The organism is Bacteroides sp. AM41-16, assembly GCF_003603495.1.
Classification (GTDB): domain Bacteria; phylum Bacteroidota; class Bacteroidia; order Bacteroidales; family Bacteroidaceae; genus Bacteroides; species Bacteroides uniformis.
Genome location: NZ_QTNE01000010.1, coordinates 93,726 through 111,870 on the forward strand (window position 1 = coordinate 93,726; position 18,145 = coordinate 111,870).

The 18,145-nt window shown below is 47.3% G+C and carries 10 protein-coding genes; all 10 read left to right on the forward strand.

From position 1 onward, the window contains the following. Window positions 1–92: 92 nt before the first annotated feature. The 10 genes from galA (at window position 93) to DW896_RS11020 (ending at window position 17,886) form a co-directional block, all read left to right on the forward strand. On the forward strand, window positions 93–2,537 hold the full coding sequence (gene galA, locus DW896_RS10975) for a beta-galactosidase GalA (RefSeq protein WP_057097725.1): 2,445 nt from the start codon (window positions 93–95) through the stop codon (window positions 2,535–2,537). A gap of 304 nt (window positions 2,538–2,841) precedes the next feature. Continuing rightward, window positions 2,842–3,729, forward strand: a complete 888-nt coding sequence (locus tag DW896_RS10980) for an AraC family transcriptional regulator (RefSeq protein WP_009037794.1) — start codon at window positions 2,842–2,844, stop codon at window positions 3,727–3,729. 72 nt (window positions 3,730–3,801) lie between these two features. Next, window positions 3,802–5,085: an acetylxylan esterase gene (locus DW896_RS10985; protein WP_119993244.1), complete on the forward strand. Its 1,284-nt coding sequence runs from the start codon at window positions 3,802–3,804 to the stop codon at window positions 5,083–5,085. Window positions 5,086–5,176: 91 nt separating this feature from the next. After that, a complete protein-coding gene (locus DW896_RS10990; RefSeq protein WP_119993246.1) occupies window positions 5,177–6,469 on the forward strand; it encodes a beta-mannosidase in 1,293 nt (430 codons plus the stop codon). Between the two features lie 112 nt (window positions 6,470–6,581). Further along, window positions 6,582–7,553 (forward strand): glycoside hydrolase family 5 protein, encoded by a 972-nt coding sequence (locus DW896_RS10995; RefSeq protein ID WP_035449719.1) that lies wholly within the window; start codon window positions 6,582–6,584, stop codon window positions 7,551–7,553. 234 nt (window positions 7,554–7,787) lie between these two features. Further along, window positions 7,788–11,054 (forward strand): TonB-dependent receptor, encoded by a 3,267-nt coding sequence (locus DW896_RS11000; RefSeq protein ID WP_005825021.1) that lies wholly within the window; start codon window positions 7,788–7,790, stop codon window positions 11,052–11,054. Between the two features lie 20 nt (window positions 11,055–11,074). Beyond that, the gene (locus DW896_RS11005) at window positions 11,075–12,796 is read left to right on the forward strand and encodes a RagB/SusD family nutrient uptake outer membrane protein (protein ID WP_005825019.1); all 1,722 of its coding nucleotides are present in this window, start codon (window positions 11,075–11,077) and stop codon (window positions 12,794–12,796) included. 16 nt (window positions 12,797–12,812) lie between these two features. Next, window positions 12,813–14,114 carry a glycan-binding surface protein gene (locus tag DW896_RS11010; RefSeq protein WP_005834814.1) on the forward strand — a complete coding sequence of 434 codons (1,302 nt, stop codon included), beginning with the start codon at window positions 12,813–12,815 and terminating at the stop codon, window positions 14,112–14,114. Between the two features lie 21 nt (window positions 14,115–14,135). Next, window positions 14,136–16,121: a hypothetical protein gene (locus DW896_RS11015; RefSeq protein ID WP_005825014.1), complete on the forward strand. Its 1,986-nt coding sequence runs from the start codon at window positions 14,136–14,138 to the stop codon at window positions 16,119–16,121. A 67-nt stretch (window positions 16,122–16,188) separates the two neighbouring features. Continuing rightward, window positions 16,189–17,886, forward strand: coding sequence for a glycosyl hydrolase (locus tag DW896_RS11020; RefSeq protein WP_005825012.1), 1,698 nt, complete (start codon window positions 16,189–16,191; stop codon window positions 17,884–17,886). Window positions 17,887–18,145: the final 259 nt, after the last annotated feature.

The following is an 18,145-nucleotide window of genomic DNA, read 5'->3' on the forward strand; positions in this document are numbered from 1 at the left end:
GGAAACATGAAGTACCGGAAAATGATACAAAAGTATCACCGCACGAATCTTTTTCGCTCTATCTTTGTAAACACATTTTATGATTAACCGATATGAAACACTTATTCGCATTTCTGTTCCTTCTTGGAATTACCTTTTCTCTTTCTGCCCAATCCGTCCGCGAACGTATTTTGCTGGACGACGGCTGGCAGTTTGCTTTTGGCAATGCTTCCTCACCGGAGAAAGACTTCGGCTGCGGAACGGAGTACTTCAACTATCTGACCAAGGCAGCCTCTATCCATAATGAGGGCCCTTACTCTCCCAAGTTCAATCCGGAGAAGTGGGGTGTGGACTGGAAGACGGTCAATCTTCCGCATGACTGGGTGGTTGATTTGCCTTATGCCAAAGAGGCGAGCCACAGTCATGGCTATAAAGCCGTCGGCTATAAATTCCCCGAAAACTCTGTGGGATGGTATCGGAAAAGTATCACTGTTCCGCAAGAGGACCTCGGCAAGCATCTTTATCTTCAGTTCGACGGTATCTTCCGTGATGCCCGTATCTGGATAAACGGTTTCTACCTGGGACACGAACCCAGCGGCTATGCCACGCAGGTATACGACATTACGGAATACCTGAATTACGGAGAAGAGAATCTTATCTGCGTCCGTGCGGATGCCACGCTCGAGGAGGGCTGGTTTTACGAGGGTGCGGGCATCTACCGCCATGTATGGCTGAACAAGACGGCGCCGTTGCATGTAGCTCCTTTCGGCGTATTTGTATCTTCCACGCTGGAAGCTCCTTTCGACAAGGCTGTGCTGGTGACCGAAGTGCAGATGAAGAATTCGGGAAAAGACCCCGTCTCCGGCAAAGTATGGTGCCGTCTGCTTGATGCCGACGGACAAGTGCAGATGGAGGACGAGGCGGAAGAGATAACCCTGCTGCCGCAAGAAACGCGTAGCGTAAAGGTGCGTACCAAAGTGCTGAATCCCCAGCTATGGAGTACAGAACATCCTTACCTTTATAAAATGGAAACCAGCGTCTGGCAAAACGGTAGGCAGGTGGACGTGGTGGCCACCCCGATTGGTATTCGCGACATCCGCTTCGATGCCGACAAGGGCTTCCTCCTGAACGGACAGCCTCTGAAACTGAAAGGTGTGAACATGCACCAAGACCACTCCGGAGTAGGTGCCGGCATTCCCGATGCCCTGCAAGTGTACCGACTGAAGGAACTGAAGAAGTTCGGCTGCAATGCCTACCGTTCTTCCCATAACCCGATGACTCCCGAAATGCTCGATGCCTGCGACAGCCTCGGCATTCTTGTAATAGAGGAAAACCGTCTGACGGGCGTCAACGAGGAACATACCCGCCTGCTGAAACGTATGATAGACCGCGACCGCAACCATCCGTGCATCATCCTTTGGAGCGTAGGCAACGAGGAGTGGGGCATCGAGTGGAAAGAAAGCGGTACACGCATTGCTGCCACGATGCGCGAATATTGCCACCGTTTCGACCCTACGCGCCTCATGACCGTTGCTTCGAGCAGTGGCCCTGCCATTTTGATTCCCGCAGACGTGGCCGGTTATAACTACATCCTTCAGAACCCTGTGGAGCAGCACCGCAAGGATTATCCCGGTCGCCGGGCGCTCGGTTCGGAAGAGACCACGGGCTGTGGTACGCGCGGCATCTACTTTGATGCCCACGGCAAAGGCCACATGGTGGCGCACAACCGTAAACCGAACGGGCCTGACAGCCTGCTGAACTGCATCGAGCGTGGCTGGAAATTCTATGACGAACGCCCCTATCTGGCAGGTCTTTTCTATTGGACGGGTTTCGACTACCGCGGTGAACCCAACCCCATGAAGTTCCCGGCTACGGGCTCACAATTCGGCATTCTGGACTACTGTGGCTTTCCCAAGGACGAAGCCTGGTATCTGAAGTCCTGGTGGACGGATGAGCCGGTGCTGCACATCCTTCCCCACTGGAATCTGCAAGGTCACGAAGGTGATAGCATCGACATTTGGGTATACAGTAATTGCGATGAAGTGGAACTGACTGTGAACGGCAAGAAACTGGAGCGCAAACCGATGCCCCGAAACGGCCATCTTTCCTGGAAAGCCGTTTTCCAGCCCGGTGCAGTGAAGGCTGTAGGCTATAAGAACGGCAAAAAAATATTGGCCCGTACTGTGGAGACTACCGGTGCTCCTGCCCGTATCTCCCTGACGGCAGACCGTTCCGTCATTCAGGCAGACAATCGGGATGTGGCAGTGTGTAACATTGAGTTGCAGGACAAGAAGAAACGTTTTGTCCCCACTGCCTGCAACGACTTGACAATAACCGTCTCCGGTCCGGTACGCATCCTTGGGGTGGGGAATGGAGACCCCGCTTATCGGGCTACGGAACGTCCGGCCGACGCTGATGCACGCACCTATCAGGTAAAGGCATTCAATGGACTTGCACAGGTGCTGTTGCAAAGTACCGGCGAAGTGGGAGAAGCCACAATGACGGTCGTTTCGGAAAACCTGCCGGAAACTTCCTGCGTCTTGAAGCTGCAGAAGTAAGCGACTTATCATTCATATCATCCGGCGAAGCGGAGACCTTTCTTTTGTTTATGGGGCAGGAGAGGGATCTCCGCTTCTTTCTTCCTCAAACTATAGTGTGTAAGTGTACGAGATGCGCATCTCATACATCCTTACATTAGAGCCTGAGGGGGAGAAGAACGGAAGTTTTGCTTTTCCGGGCGGGACTTTCCCGGGTATCTGCTCATATATAACAATTATTACCTCTAAATGTAACAAATGGTACTGTTGTGGGATTAAAAAGAATGAGTATATTTGTGGCATGATATTTTTTTAACCAATGCCTATGGAAAACCAGAACTATATCATGAGGGAGATAACCCCTCTGTCGGAACGTGACTGTTTCTATATTGCCGATCGTCGCAAAACAGAATTTACCTACCCCATCCATTGTCACGCAGAGTATGAACTGAACTTCACGGAACATGCTTCCGGCGTACGCCGTGTGGTGGGCGATTCTGCCGAGATTATCGGTGATTATGACCTGGTGCTGATAACCGGTAAGGAGTTGGAGCATGTATGGGAGCAACATGAATGTACCTCCGGGGATATTCGGGAGATTACCATTCAGTTCTCTCCCGACTTGTTCTTCGGGAACGTTGTCAACAAGAACCAGTTCGACAGTATCCGCCGGATGCTGGAGCGTGCACAGTGCGGACTTAGTTTCCCCATGCAGGCCATCATGAAGGTGTACAACTGGCTGGATAAGCTGGCTTCCGAGGAGCAGGGCTTTTATGCCGTGATGAACTTTCTCCGTATCCTTTACGAACTTTCCCTCTATGACAATGCTCGGGTGTTGTCCAGTTCTTCGTTTGCCAAGATAGAGACTTTCTCTGACAGCCGCCGGGTACAGAAGGTGCAGAAATACATTTCCACCCATTATCAGGAGGATATCCGGTTGGCTTCATTGGCCGATATGGTGGGCATGACCCCGGTCTCTTTCAGCCGTTTCTTTCGCCTGCGCACCGGCAAGACGCTTTCCGACTACATTATTGATATCCGTCTGGGCTTTGCCACGCGTATGTTGGTAGATTCCACGCGTACTATTGCAGAGGTGTGCTATGACTGCGGCTTCAACAATCTGTCCAATTTCAATCGTATGTTCAAGCGGAAGAAGGGATGCTCGCCGAAGGAATTCCGTGAGAATTATCGGAAAAAGAAGCTGGTGATATGATAAAAAAGTATTGGTATTCTTCATTGGAAGTGCCTATTTTTGCACCGATGATTAATACTAATATCTGATATCATGAAAAGAGTTTTTTCCTTATTTTTATGTCTGCTGTGTGTATGTGCTGTGACGGCGCAGATACGTGGCAATGAAATCCGTGTAGTCGTTTCACCTGACCATAGCGATTGGGTGTATCGTCTGAATGAGAAGTGTACGTTTACCGTCCGGGTGCTGAAGGCACAGAACCTCTTGCCCGATGTCAAGATTGACTATGAACTGGGCCCCGAAATGTATCCTACTGAAGTAAAGAAAGACATGGTGCTGAAAGATGGTACCTTGAAGTTGCAAGGCACGATGAAGACTGCAGGCTTCTTGCGTTGCAAGGTCAAGGCGCATGTGGACGGCCGGACTTATGAAGGGCTGGCTACATCGGCCTATGCTCCTGAGCAGCTGCAACCCGTGACGAAACTTCCTGCCGATTTTCAGGATTATTGGGCCAAGACCTTGGAAGAGGCGCGCAAGACTCCGTTGAATCCCCTTATGACGCTGCTTCCCGAACGCTGTACGGAAACGGATAATGTATATCAGGTCAGCTTCCAGACAAAAGCCTGGGGAGGACGTTTTTACGGTATTCTCAGTATTCCCAAGAAAGAAGGGAAGTATCCGGCTTTGCTGCGTGTGCCCGGTGCGGGTGTCCGCCCTTATGCGGGAGATACGTATACGGCTCCTGGAAAGGTAATTATATTGGAGGTGGGTATCCACGGCATTCCCGTCACGATGCAGCAGTCTGTATATGATGCGCTGGCAGGTGGGGGGCTGAGCAATTATTGGATGTTCGGCCGCGACAATCGGGATGCTTCTTACTATAACCGTGTGGTGGTAGGCGCTTTGCGTGCTGTGGATTTTATCTGTTCGCTGCCGCAGTACAACGGGAAAGCGCTGGGCGTTACGGGCTCCAGCCAGGGCGGTGCCTTGTCTGTGATTACGGCGGCTCTTGATTCGCGCGTTACTTTCCTGGCGGCTGTTCATCCTGCCCTGTGCGACCACGAAGCGTTCTTCAAGAAGCGCGCTTGCGGCTGGCCCCATTATTTTTATTATTACGGTGCTCCTGATGAAAAGCAGCTTGAAACGGTGCGCTATTATGATACGGCAAACTTTGCCCGCCTGCTGAATGTGCCCGGTTGGTTCAGTTGGGGGTATAACGATGAGGTCTGTCCTCCCACTTCCATGTATGCAGCCTACAATGTGATTTCTTCTTCGAAGGAACTGCATCCTTATCTGGAAACCGGGCATTACTGGTATCAGGAACAGTGGGATGAATGGCTGGACTGGATACGGAGACAACTTAATGTGCCAATGTGATTAATCACATTGGCACATTAATCTGATAATATAGTATCATTTTTTATGATATGAGCCGCGTATCTTTGTGTATCGCTTAAAAACTGATAATATGAAGAAACAATTCCTTTTGCTGACAGTACTTTTATTCCTTTTGGGGGCATGTGCCCCTAAGCCTGCGGAGCATTCGTTTATTAAGGTCAATGCCGATGGACAGTTCGTTCGCGACGGAAAACCCTATTATTTTGTAGGTACCAATTTCTGGTACGGTGCCATTCTTGGTTCCGAAGGTGAAGGCGGCAATCGTGAACGGTTGCATAAGGAGCTGGACTTTCTGAAAAGTATTGGCATCAACAACCTGCGCGTATTGGTGGGTGCTGACGGTGAAAATGGCATAAAGACGCGGGTAGAGCCCTCTTTACAAGTGGCACCGGGCGTCTATAATGATACTATTTTAGCCGGATTGGATTATTTTATGAATGAACTGCGTGAACGTGATATGACAGCTGTCCTCTATTTGAACAATTCCTGGGAATGGAGCGGTGGCTATTCCGTTTACCTGCAATGGTCCGGACACGGTGATGCCGTGGTACCTGCCGTAGACGGATGGCCCGCCTATATGGAGTATGTCAAGCAGTTCCCCCAATCGGACAGCGCGAAGGCCTTGTTTGCCAATCATGTCAATTATATTGTTTCACGCACCAATAGGTATAATCAGATAAAATATGTGGATGACCCCACTATTATGTCTTGGCAGATTGGTAACGAGCCTCGCGCTTTCTCTGACGAGAACAAGGAACCGTTTGCCCGCTGGATGGCCGATGTGGCTGCACAAATCAAGTCACTTGACCCGAACCACATGGTGTCTTCTGGCAGTGAGGGCTCGTGGGGATGCGAAATGGATATGAATCTTTTCGAGAAGATTCATGCCGACCCCAACATCAATTATCTGAATATCCACATCTGGCCTTACAACTGGAGTTGGGTGAAGGCGGACAGCCTGAAGGAACTTCTTCCGTGTGCCAAGGAAAATACTAAGAAGTATATAGATGACCACATGGTCATTGCTCGGAAGTACAGCAAGCCGATTGTTTTGGAGGAGTTCGGTTTTCCCCGTGACGGTTTCAGCTTTTCCAAAGAGGCACCGACCACTGCCCGCGATGAATATTACCGTTATGTATTCGACCTCATCCGCCAGGACCGTGAGAGCGGCGGACTCTTTGCCGGATGCAACTTCTGGGCATGGGGTGGTTTTGCCGGACAAAATCCCGACCATGTATTCTGGGAAAAGGGAGATGACTATACCGGTGACCCGGCTCAAGAACAACAAGGACTGAACTCTGTCTTTGCCACAGACAGCACTATTGAAATAATTAAAGCGGAAAACCGGAAGCTGCAAAATTGAACCTATCCGTGCTTTTCCGTGTAATCCCTGCCTGAAAATTAGAATGTAAGCGTGTACAAAGCGTTTGTACCGTTATATAAGAAAAATTATTACTCTAAATACTAAGTATGATATGAAAAGCATATGGAAAGTTATGTTGGCGGTTTGTTGCCTAGGTATGACCATTGGTTGTGGAACAAACCCGTCGAAGAATGAAAATGTAAAGGAAACGCTACCGGCATTGGTGGTCAATGGTACGCAGTTGATGAATACCGAAGGAGACACGGTGGTATTGCACGGTGTCAGCTATGGCTGGCATCAGTTCTGGCCCCGTTTCTACAATGCCTCTTCGGTTGCTTATCTGGTCAATGACTGGGGCGCACAAGTGCTTCGGGCCTCTATGGGAGTGGATTTGGATAGCGCCTGCTATGTGAACAAGCCCGAGTTCGGTATTGAGTGTGTTACGAAAGTGGTGGATGCTGCTATCGAGAACGGCGTTTACGTCATCATCGACTGGCATAGCCACAATCTGCGGCAGGAAGAAGCAAAGGAGTTCTTCACCCAAATGGCTACCCGTTACAAAGGGGTTCCTAATGTCATCTATGAGGTTTTCAACGAACCGGTGGAAGACAGTTGGGAGCAGGTGAAGTCATACTCTGTGGAGGTTATCAAGACGATTCGTGCCATAGAACCGGATGCCGTTATCCTCGTTGGTTGTCCGCATTGGGACCAGGACATCCATTTGGCAGCGGACGATCCTATTACCGGATATAGCAATATAATGTATACACTCCACTTTTATGCCAACACCCACGGACAGTGGCTGCGCGACCGCGCCGACTATGCTCTGGGCAAGGGCTTGCCGATTTTCGTTTCCGAATGCGCCGGTATGGAGGCAAGTGGGGACGGCCCCATCAGTAAAGAAGAGTGGGGGAATTGGCTGGACTGGATGCAGCGGCATTCCATCAGCTGGGTGGCCTGGTCTTTGTCTGACAAGGATGAGACTTGCTCCATGTTCTATCCGTCGGCTTCTTCCGAGGGAAACTGGAAAGATGCAGATATGAAGGAATGGGGAAGAATGGTACGGGACGAACTGAAGAAATGACCCTTTCGGGAAAAAGCAATATGATTTAACCATTAATAATTTAAGAAAAAAAGAATTGTGCCTATGGGAAAAAAGGAAAAACGGAACTATGAAGACATGGACTGTTTGGAAGTAAACCTAAATGTCAAGGCTGTGATAGTATATCAGGGCTTTTTGACTCAGTCTCATTTTTGTTAACTAAAAAAATCTTCTTTTGGGAGGTTTTGTGTTTGTTTTAAATCTAAGAAATACAGTATGAATTTGAATTTTAGAAAGACAGCGCTGCTTGCGGGGATATGCTCGGTGTTCAGTCTGGGTTATGCTCCTCAGCTTTTCGCAGTATCATCGACGGATACCGTTGAGGCAGTGCAGCAAACAAAGAAAATTACGGGTGTCGTCAGTGATGCTATGGGCCCTATTATCGGTGCCAATGTATTGGAAAAAGGTACAACGAATGGTGTAATTACCGACATTGACGGTAACTTTGCCTTGAATGTGAAACCAGGAGCTACCATTGTAGTCTCCTTTATAGGCTATGTCAGCCAGGAAATAAAGATAACGAACCAGACAACAGTGAACATCACGCTGAAGGAAGACTCCGAGATGTTGGACGAAGTGGTGGTTGTGGGGTACGGTACGATGAAGAAAAGCGACCTTTCCGGTGCTTCCGTTTCCATGAGTGAAGACAAGATTAAGGGTTCTATTATCACCAATCTCGACCAGTCCCTTCAAGGGCGTGCTGCCGGTGTGACGGCAGTCAGCACTTCCGGTGCTCCGGGTTCTTCCTCCTCTATCCGCGTACGTGGTCAGGCCACTATCAATGCTAATGCCGAGCCGTTGTATGTAATTGACGGTGTGATTGTACAGAGTCAGGGACAAAGCGGTTCATCTTATGGTTTGGGCGATGCACTGGGTAATGGCTCGGTTTCCACCATTTCTCCGCTTTCCACCATCAACCCTGCTGATATCGTCAGTATGGAAATTCTGAAAGATGCTTCGGCAACCGCCATTTACGGTGCGCAAGGTTCCAATGGTGTGGTTTTGATTACGACCAAACGTGGTAAGGCGGGTGAGGCTAAGTTTACTTATGACGGTATGTTTGCCGTTCAACGCCAGACAAAGCGTCTGGATATGATGAATCTGCGTGAGTATGCCACTTATTATAATGATTTGGCAAACATGGGTGAAATCTCTGACCCTAGTAATTATTATGCCGATCCTTCTCTGCTGGGAGTAGGTACAAACTGGCAGGACGCCATCTTCCAGACTGCTTTGCAGCATCAGCACCAGATTTCGGCACAAGGTGGTACAGAGAAGATACAATACTACGTATCAGCTTCCTATATGGATCAGGACGGTACCATCATCGGTTCAAACTTTAACCGTTACAGCTTCCGTGCCAACTTGGATGCCCAACTGAAGAAGTGGTTGAAACTCGGTTTGACCGCCACCTATACAGCAACGGGTGATGACCTGAAACTGGCAGACAGTGATGAAGGTTTGATTAACTACTCGTTGACCACTCTTCCTGATATACCTATCTATAATCTGGATGGCAGCTATGCCACCGTTGTTCGCGAAGGCTACACGAATCCTAACCCGATTGCCCTTGCCATGATGGATGACATTCTGCTGGACCGTCAGAAACTGACGGGTAATATTTTCTTTGAGGTTACTCCGATTAAAAATCTGGTATGGCATGCCGAATTGGGTTATGACATCAGTTCCAGCAAAGGTGAGCGCTACAAGCCGATGGTTGATTTGGGTGGATGGGTACGTTCCAGTAATGAAAGCAATATCCAGAAAAACAGCAGTACATTCTGGCAATTGAAGAACTATGTGACCTATTCCGGAAACATAGGCGACAAGCATCATTATACAGCCATGGTGGGCCAGGAGTGCTGGGAGTCCAGCTATGACTTCACGAGTGTGTTCAATAGCGGTCTGCCTTCGGATGAAGTGCACAATCCTGCCTTGGGTACGGGAACCCCGACTATCAATGCAGGTTTTGGAAGCTCGTCTATGGCATCTTTCTTTACACGTCTGACTTATAACTATGCCGACCGTTATCTGGGTACTTATACCTATCGTTATGACGGCTCTTCAAACTTCGGTCCCGAGAACCGTTGGGCAGGCTTCCATTCATTGGCTACTTCCTGGCGCTTTTCCAACGAAACGTTCTTTGAACCGTTGAAGAAGGTCATCAGTAACGGTAAGTTGCGTCTGGGATGGGGACAAACTGGTAATGCCAACATCGGTGGTTATGCTTGGGGTACATCCATGAGTCGTATGCCTTCCGGTCTGGGTATGGGGTATCGCCCCTCCAATATACCGAATACTTCCATCAAATGGGAGTCCCAGGAGCAATGGAACGTCGGTGTGGATTTGGGATTCCTGCACGACCGTATCAACCTGACGGTAGAGTGGTACAAGAAAACTTCCAGTGATATGTTGATGCCGTTGCAGTTGCCTTCTTATATGGGTACTTCCGGTAATGCCTCTTCTGCATTGGCTGCTCCGAAAGGTAACTATGGTGACATAGAGAATACCGGTTTTGAAATCTCTCTGAACACACATCCTATTACGGGTAAGTTTGAATGGGATTCTGACTTCCAGATTTCTTTCAACAAGAACAAACTGAAAGGATTGGCTGGTACAGCCAATGCGCAGATTGTGGGTTACGGACAGTGGACCGATGTAGTCAGTGTATCCAGTGTAGGCGAATCACTTTATAACTTCTATGGATTTGTTTGTGATGGTGTTTACAAGGACCTGGAGGACCTTCAGACTTCTCCGAAACCTGCCAAGTACCCGGCAAACGGTGTATTCGACCGTACCAATACCGTATGGGTGGGTGATGTGAAATATAAGGATATCAGTGGTCCTGACGGTGTGCCCGATGGCGTTATTGACGACTATGACAAGACCAATATCGGTTCTCCGATGCCTAAGTTTACTTTTGGCTGGACCAATACTTTCCGTTACAAGAACTTCGACTTGTCCGTTTTCATCAACGGTTCCTATGGCAACAAGGTGTACAACTACCTTTCCATGAAGCTGACACATATGAACTCTCCCTGGACTAACCAGCTGAATGCTGTAAACGGACGTGCACAGCTTGTTCCTATCAATCCGAACAAGGTCTACGAAGATGGAACGATGTGGTATAATGATGTGTCTAACGTCATGGTGGCAAACCCGGGAGCTTCCATTCCACGCGCCACTATCAATGACCCGAATGACAACGACCGTATCAGTGACCGTTATATTGAAGATGGTTCTTATATCCGTCTGAAGAACATCTCTTTGGGATATACTTTCCCGAAAAAGACGATTGATAAACTGGGACTGAGCAACTTGCGTATCTATGCCAATATCCAGAACCTGCTGACCATTACCGGTTATGACGGCTATGACCCTGAAATTGGTGCCAGCACTTCAAGCGTCAATGTCTATGGTTTGGACAACGGACGTTATCCGTCTCCTACAGTTTATTCATTCGGCTTGAATGTTTCATTCTAACACTTTAAATTGAAGAAAACATGAAAATCAGATATATTAAATATTGGGCGTTTGCAGCTGTACTCGGTATGGGAACAGTTTCATGCGAGGATTTCCTGAACCGTCCTACCGAAGACAATTATAACGAATCGAACTTCTATCAGAATGACGAACAATGTGTGCAGGGGGTTAATTATCTTTATAACTCACCTTGGTATGACTTTCAGCGCGGTTTTATTAAAGTCGGTGAAATCTTGTCCGGAAACGTATACGAGGGAAACAGCCCTTACTTGAATTTTACGGTGAATGGTACGGATGAAAACCTTGTGAACATGTCCTATTCTCTATGGGCAGTGATTGGCCATGCCAATACTGTATATACTCGTTTGAAGACGGCAAATGCGTCAGAAGCAGTGAAAAATCAGTGTATGGGCGAGTGTCTGGCATGGAAAGCCATGGCTTACTTCTATTTGGTACGTAGTTTTGGCGCAGTACCCATTATCCATGATAATACGGACGAATTGAATTCCGGTAATTATAACTCCAAATTCAAAGTGGAGGCAGCAGATGTGTACGAATATATCATTATGACTCTGGAGAAAGCTATGGAGTTGCTTCCGGCCAGAGGTGAAACGGGACGTATTGACCGCTATTGTGCCGAAGGTCTTTTGGCTAAGGTGTATCTAACTAAGAGTGGCCTTTCCGGTACCCGCAATGCGGATGATTTGGCGAAAGCGGCAGAATATTCCAAGGATGTAATTAATAATTCCGGCCGTAACTTGCTGGCTAACTATTCCGATGTTTTCCGTTTGGCAAACAACAAGAATGAAGAGTGTCTCTTCTCCTGGCACTGGTCGGCAGGACGTGACCCCTGGACACAGCAGAATACGTTGCAGTCGGACTTGGCAATGGTGGGATTCGATGAATTTGGTGATTGCTGGGGCGGCTATGCAGGTCCGTCGGTTGATTTGCAGGATGCATTTGGAATTTCCGCTTTGGAAAGTCCTGAGACGCGTTCGGATACGGATACCCGTCGTAAGGCTACTATGATGATGGCAGGTGATGTATACGATTATTTCTGGCAGGACAAGGGCGGATTTGATTATCTGCGGTTTATTTATGATGCCGAATATGGGAAGGGAGGACCTAATGGCGATTACCAGTCTCCTACCGGTGCCAATCACGTGAAGCATCTCTATGGTAACAATAATGACCATGTATTGGGCTTGGGCGTATCGGCTGGTAATATGTACAGCGGCCTGGCAACCCATATCCTGCGCCTGTCCGATATCTATCTGGTATATGCCGAGGCGAAAATGGGACTGGCTACCTCTACTACAGACCAGAGTGCACTGGATGCTTTCAATGCAGTACGTGGCCGTGCCATTCCGGGAGTTACTCCGAAAACCTCCATTACTTGGGAGGACGTCTGGAAGGAACGCCGGCTGGAACTGGCTTGCGAAGGCGACCGTTGGTATGATTATGTACGTTTGGCATATTATGATTCCCAGCGTGCTATCAATGAGCTGAAGGCACAGCGCCGTGATGTTTATTATAGTCTGGGTACTACTTATAAGGCTTATTATGAAAACGGCAGTTGGACGGTGAATCCGGACGAGACCCGTTACAATCCGGATGCAAAGGCGCCGAATGTGACAGTCTCCAGCTTTACATTGCCGTTCCCGACAGAAGACGTGGTGTTCAATCCTAATTTGATGAAAGACCCGGTACACGTAGATGTACGTTCTGAATTCAGTTATTAATTTAATGCTTGAAAAGATGAAAAATAATAGATATACGAATTGGTTCTTCGCGGCAGCTGTTGTTGTAGCAGGCTTTTCCATGGCGGCTTGTGAGGATGAACCGGATAAATATGAAGTGGCAGGGGGAAAGCCTACCTTGAAATATGTTCGTGTCCCTGATCCGGCAGCGGCAGACTCTTTGCTGACGGGGGCTTATATGGCGAATACGATTTGTCTGGTCGGTGAAAATCTGCGGAGTGTTTACGAGCTCTATTTCAATGACCAGAAGGCGATACTTAATACCAGTTACATCACTGACCATACACTTATGGTAGATGTTCCGAAAGAGATTCCTTCGGTAGTGACTGATAAGATTTATATGGTGACCAAAGCAAAGGATACCATAGATTATGATTTCAAGGTGTTGGTTCCGGCTCCTACCGTGAACTCCATTTCTTGTGAGTTTGCAAAGCCGGGTAGTGAGGTGACACTGATTGGTGACTATTTCATTGATGACCCGAATGTGCCGCTGACCATTACGATGGCCGGTAATGTGGAAGTGACTAATATTACGAACATAACCAAGACTGCGGTCAGCTTTATTCTTCCGGACAATGCTCCTGCAGGCTATATCAACGTGAAGTCCATTTATGGTACCGGACGTTCCAAGTTCCGCTATTATGATACACGTAACATTCTCTTTGACTGGGACGGTTCTCATGGCGGTATGGCTATTGCCCACGGTTGGCGTGATGGTAGCAAGGTGTTGAGAGAAGCCGATGAAAACAGTATTGACGGTGCTTATATCTGTCTCACCGGAGCACTTGACGGTGCTATCGGAGCTACTTGGGCAGAAGATGAGTTCTCGTTCAACTATTGGCCGGAACCGTCTGCCGGTTATCCCGAACTTTCTGCACGTCCTGAGTTTGCAGAACTGCTCGAGGAGTATGGCGTCAATGGCTTGCAACTGAAATTCGAGGTGAATATTCCTTCTTCCAATCCGTGGCAGTCTTGCGCTCTACAAGTGATGTTTACGGGTAATGATGTGGTGACTTATGCGACGGGAACTAATGCTTATTTTAGTGATACGAATGTGCCGCGCGGTTTGTGGTTGCCTTGGAAGAATACGGGTTCGTATGATACGGGTGGTAAATGGACAACCGTTTCCATGAATCTGTCCGAGTTCAACAAGACGCATGAAGGTAATAAGTGTGATAGAACTTTTGACAAGACTATGCTGACCGGATTGACATTCTTTGTCTGGGCAGGTGGTGTGGAAGGTAAGGATTGCAATCCGGTGATTATGATTGACAACATCCGTGTGGTACCTATTGAATAACCTTTTAAATAGAATACTGATATGAATAAAACATATAAATTTCCGGCACTGTGGATGATGTGCCTGATGCTCTTCAGTTGCTTGACGTTTACGGCCTGCGACAATGGGGATGATGAAGATACCAACCAATATAAAGGGGGAATCAGTCTGAATGTATTCGGACCGAGTCCCGTATCCCGCGGCGGTGTACTCCGTTTCCTAGGCAGTGGCATGGATAAAGTGACTGCGGTCGCTATTCCCGGTTGCGACGATATAACAGACATCGAAGTAGTCAGTGATACGGAAATCCGTGTCACTGTACCTCAGACAGCCCAGCCGGGGTTGGTTGTCTTGAAGACTCCGAAAGGGGATATTACAACAAAAACCGAGTTGACATTTACGGAGCCGATTGCTTTGGAGGCTTTTGCACCGGCAGAAGTAAAGCCTGGTAGTGAATTGACCATTACTGGTGAATATTTGAATTTGATTAAAGAAGTGATATTTGCTGACGAGGTAACAGTGCCTGCTGATGAGTTTGTCAGTCAAAGCCGTCAGGAGATTAAAGTTATTGTTCCTGATTCTGCTCAGACCGGTAAGTTCATCTTGTCTGATGGAGCTGAAATCCCCAATTGGATTTATTCTGAAGGGGAACTGGAGGTTACTTTGCCATCGGTAGAGGCTCCACTCGACCTGGTAGATAAGAAGCCGGGGGATGTCATTCGAGTTTCTGGTGAAAACTTTGATTTGGTGAAGAAAGTGCAGATGCCGAATGGGGATGAAGTTGAATTTACGATGACTGCCTCTTCCGAAGGAGATGAACTTACTTTTACATTGCCGGATAATGTCTCGGACGGAGAAGTTACGGTACTTCCTGCTTCGGATGTAAAAGTTGTGGTCGCTACTGTTGTAGTAGCTACGCCTTCGAACGTAGTGGCTGTTCCTGCTGTAAACTTGCGTGGTGGAGATATGATTACCTTGAAAGGTACCAATATGGATTTGGTGACTGATGTAACGTTCCCTGGTGTAGAAGAAGCAGTAGGATTGGAATCACAAAACTCGACTGAAATAAAGGTCTTGATGCCGGCTGCGGCTATTAGTGGTGATTTGCAATTGAATACAAATAGTGGAAAAGCAACTGCCGTATCTATTGCAACGGCAAAGCCGGAAAACATTTCTTATAGTGCGGCGACGGTCCCGGCAGGAGAGGCTTTGACTGTCAAAGGAGTAAATATGGATGTAGTTTCGGCTGTTGTATTCAGTGGTAATGTGGAGGTTACCGTATCCGATGCCACCGCTACTGCCATTTCCTTGACTGTACCCACAACTGCTGAAACCGGGGCCTTACTCTTGAAGATGGCCAATGGTGAATCTGTGGAAGCACCGTCTTTGACAATAGAGAAACCGGTATGTGCCTATTTGCCGGCATTGCCTGACAAATTGGTTCGGGGACGAATTGTGGAACTTGAGATTGTTAATGCTGATAAGCTGACAAATGTATTGCTGAATGAGGCTGCTGTTCAGTATATCAATGATGCAGCTAAAGGGGTATTGATGTTGAATGTACCGGCTGAGCTGGATGGAACTTATAGCCTAAAACTGATTTCTTCAAATGGTGAAATTGCTTATGATGTTCTTGTAGTTGCCAATGAAGAAACAGTTTGGGCTGGTCCGCTTGATATTAGTTGGGGTGATGGAGGACGTGTGTTGGTACCGGCTGTATCTTTTGCCAAGGTAACGGCAGGCACTGTCATGAAAGTCTATTTTGATCAGAAAGACCAGACTTGGGCACAGGCTCAGTTTAACTATGGCGATTGGAGTGGCATAGCTTTCTCTTTGTTTGATACGACTATGGTACCGACAGACATTTACGGATGGAGTTTCGAGAGCCGTGTGATGGAGTTGACGTTGACTCAGGAGATACTTGATAATATTCAAGCTAAACAAGGAGATTGTGAAGACCAGACAAATGTAGGTATCATTATTCAGGGCAGTGATTTGACGTTTACAAAAATAACGATTGTAAATTGATGAATTGTGGCTTGAAGAATGTGACTATGGATGCCCTGATTAAGAATGAAATAAAATCATAATTAAGATGAAGAAACTGAATATAAAATGGATGCTTTCGTTGATAGCAGCTTTTACTTTTGCCTCCTGCGATACTGATGTCGATCATGATATCCCAGCAGTGGATACACCGGTATTGGTGTCTACTACTCCTGAAAGTGGAGCAGCCAAAGTGAAAACGGGAGAAATCACTATTGAGGTGAAATATGACAAGAATATATTCTTTGCAACAGACAATCTGAGCGAAATCAAGTTTACCGGTGGTGAACTGATAAGTGCCGATGTACTTGGCGCAAGCAATATACTGACTGTAAAAGTGAATGTTCCCGGGAGAGAGACGGCTTGTTCTCTCTCTATCCCCGAGGGAATAGTAACCGGACCGAACCAGATGCCTGCTCCGGCTGTATCGGTTCAGTTCTCTACTGTCGCTTTGGACAAGGCACTGGTTGCCGCTAGTTCGGCCAAAGCTGTGAAACTGTACAATTATCTATTGGATAACTTCGAGACGAAGACACTTTCAGCTATGATGGCCAATGTTGCCTGGAATACGGAAATGTCCGAAAAGGTGTATGGATGGACTGGAAAATATCCGGCTATCAACTGTTTCGACTATGTTCATCTGCCGGCATCTGTAGCTGGAGCAGACTGGATTAATTACGGTGACATTACTCCTGTTAAGGATTGGTCTGACAAAGGTGGCATCGTAGCTGCCATGTGGCATTGGAATGTACCCAAGAAAGCTGTAGGCGAAGCTTCTTCTACCCAAATATGGGAAGGAGAGACAGTAATGCCGGGTGATTGGAGTGGAAATGTACAGATGACGGATGATGCTGCAAAAGCTGTCTTTGCTGATGCACAAGTGGGTCAGGTGATACGCGTGGCTGTGAAGGATGTGGCAGCGGGTGCACAAGGTTCGTTCAAAAACAGTGGTTGGAGCGAGATTGCTTCAGGAACTGATTATTTTGACATATCCGGGGACTATACATTGGTGATTACCGAAGATGTTTTGAAATCCCTGCAAGAAGGTGGTCTCATCATTGGTGGACATGATTATACAGCAGTTGCTGTTTATCTTGAAAATAACGGTACAGCTCTCGACCCGAATAAGGATTATGCCTTTTATAAGGCAGATACGGAGTTTGATGCTACCAATGCCACAGTGGAAGGCACTTGGGAAAACAAGGTGTTTACCGAAGACTTGAAAAATGCTGCCGCTTACTTGAAGCTATTGAGAGATGCGGATATTCCGGTATTGTGGCGTCCATTCCACGAGGCAGCCGGTGGCTGGTTCTGGTGGGGTAAGGATGCTGCCAGCTTTAAATCTCTGTGGATTGCTATGTTCAATTACTTCAAGACTGAAGGATTGGATAATCTTATCTGGGTTTGGACTACCGAGGGCAATGATGCCGATTGGTATCCGGGAGATCAATATGTAGACATCGTGGGACGTGATGTTTATAATAAGGAAACTGCAGATTGTGTTTCAGAATATACTTCCATTGCCGAAAATTATGGAAACAAGATTGTTTCGCTGAGTGAATGTGGTACGGTCGGACTTATTTCCGAACAATGGGCATCTGGTGCACGTTGGAGTTGGTTCATGCCGTGGTATGACGGGACAAATGAGGATGGTAGCCCGGTAGTCCATGCTGATGAAGCATGGTGGAAGGATGCTATGAGCCAGGAATTTGTTGTTTCCCGTGAAGAGCTTCCTTCTATGGAATAGCAATTTTTAATAATAAAATAGAAAGGGTTGTCTCTGGTTAGTATCGGGGCAACCCTTTCTGTCTTTTATAGCTTTTAGTTGTTGGTTATAGAATTCATGCTTTATACTTTTTAGGAAAAATAGTAATGGATGTTAAATGAGTGTCGTTATTTGATAAAATAGTATTATAAGGTTTGCTGCTAAAAGTCTACTTTTGTCAAGCCTAATTAAAATTTGATAATAATCATATAATGTTTAACCGCTAATGAAATGAAAAATG

Excerpts from the sequence above, each read along its gene's own strand:
- galA (WP_057097725.1), top strand. The coding sequence starts at position 93 with ATGAAACACTTATTCGCATTTCTGTTCCTTCTTGGAATTACCTTTTCT.
- DW896_RS10980 (WP_009037794.1), top strand. The coding sequence starts at position 2,842 with ATGGAAAACCAGAACTATATCATGAGGGAGATAACCCCTCTGTCGGAA.
- DW896_RS10985 (WP_119993244.1), top strand. The coding sequence starts at position 3,802 with ATGAAAAGAGTTTTTTCCTTATTTTTATGTCTGCTGTGTGTATGTGCT.
- DW896_RS10990 (WP_119993246.1), top strand. The coding sequence starts at position 5,177 with ATGAAGAAACAATTCCTTTTGCTGACAGTACTTTTATTCCTTTTGGGG.
- DW896_RS10995 (WP_035449719.1), top strand. The coding sequence starts at position 6,582 with ATGAAAAGCATATGGAAAGTTATGTTGGCGGTTTGTTGCCTAGGTATG.
- DW896_RS11000 (WP_005825021.1), top strand. The coding sequence starts at position 7,788 with ATGAATTTGAATTTTAGAAAGACAGCGCTGCTTGCGGGGATATGCTCG.
- DW896_RS11005 (WP_005825019.1), top strand. The coding sequence starts at position 11,075 with ATGAAAATCAGATATATTAAATATTGGGCGTTTGCAGCTGTACTCGGT.
- DW896_RS11010 (WP_005834814.1), top strand. The coding sequence starts at position 12,813 with ATGAAAAATAATAGATATACGAATTGGTTCTTCGCGGCAGCTGTTGTT.
- DW896_RS11015 (WP_005825014.1), top strand. The coding sequence starts at position 14,136 with ATGAATAAAACATATAAATTTCCGGCACTGTGGATGATGTGCCTGATG.
- DW896_RS11020 (WP_005825012.1), top strand. The coding sequence starts at position 16,189 with ATGAAGAAACTGAATATAAAATGGATGCTTTCGTTGATAGCAGCTTTT.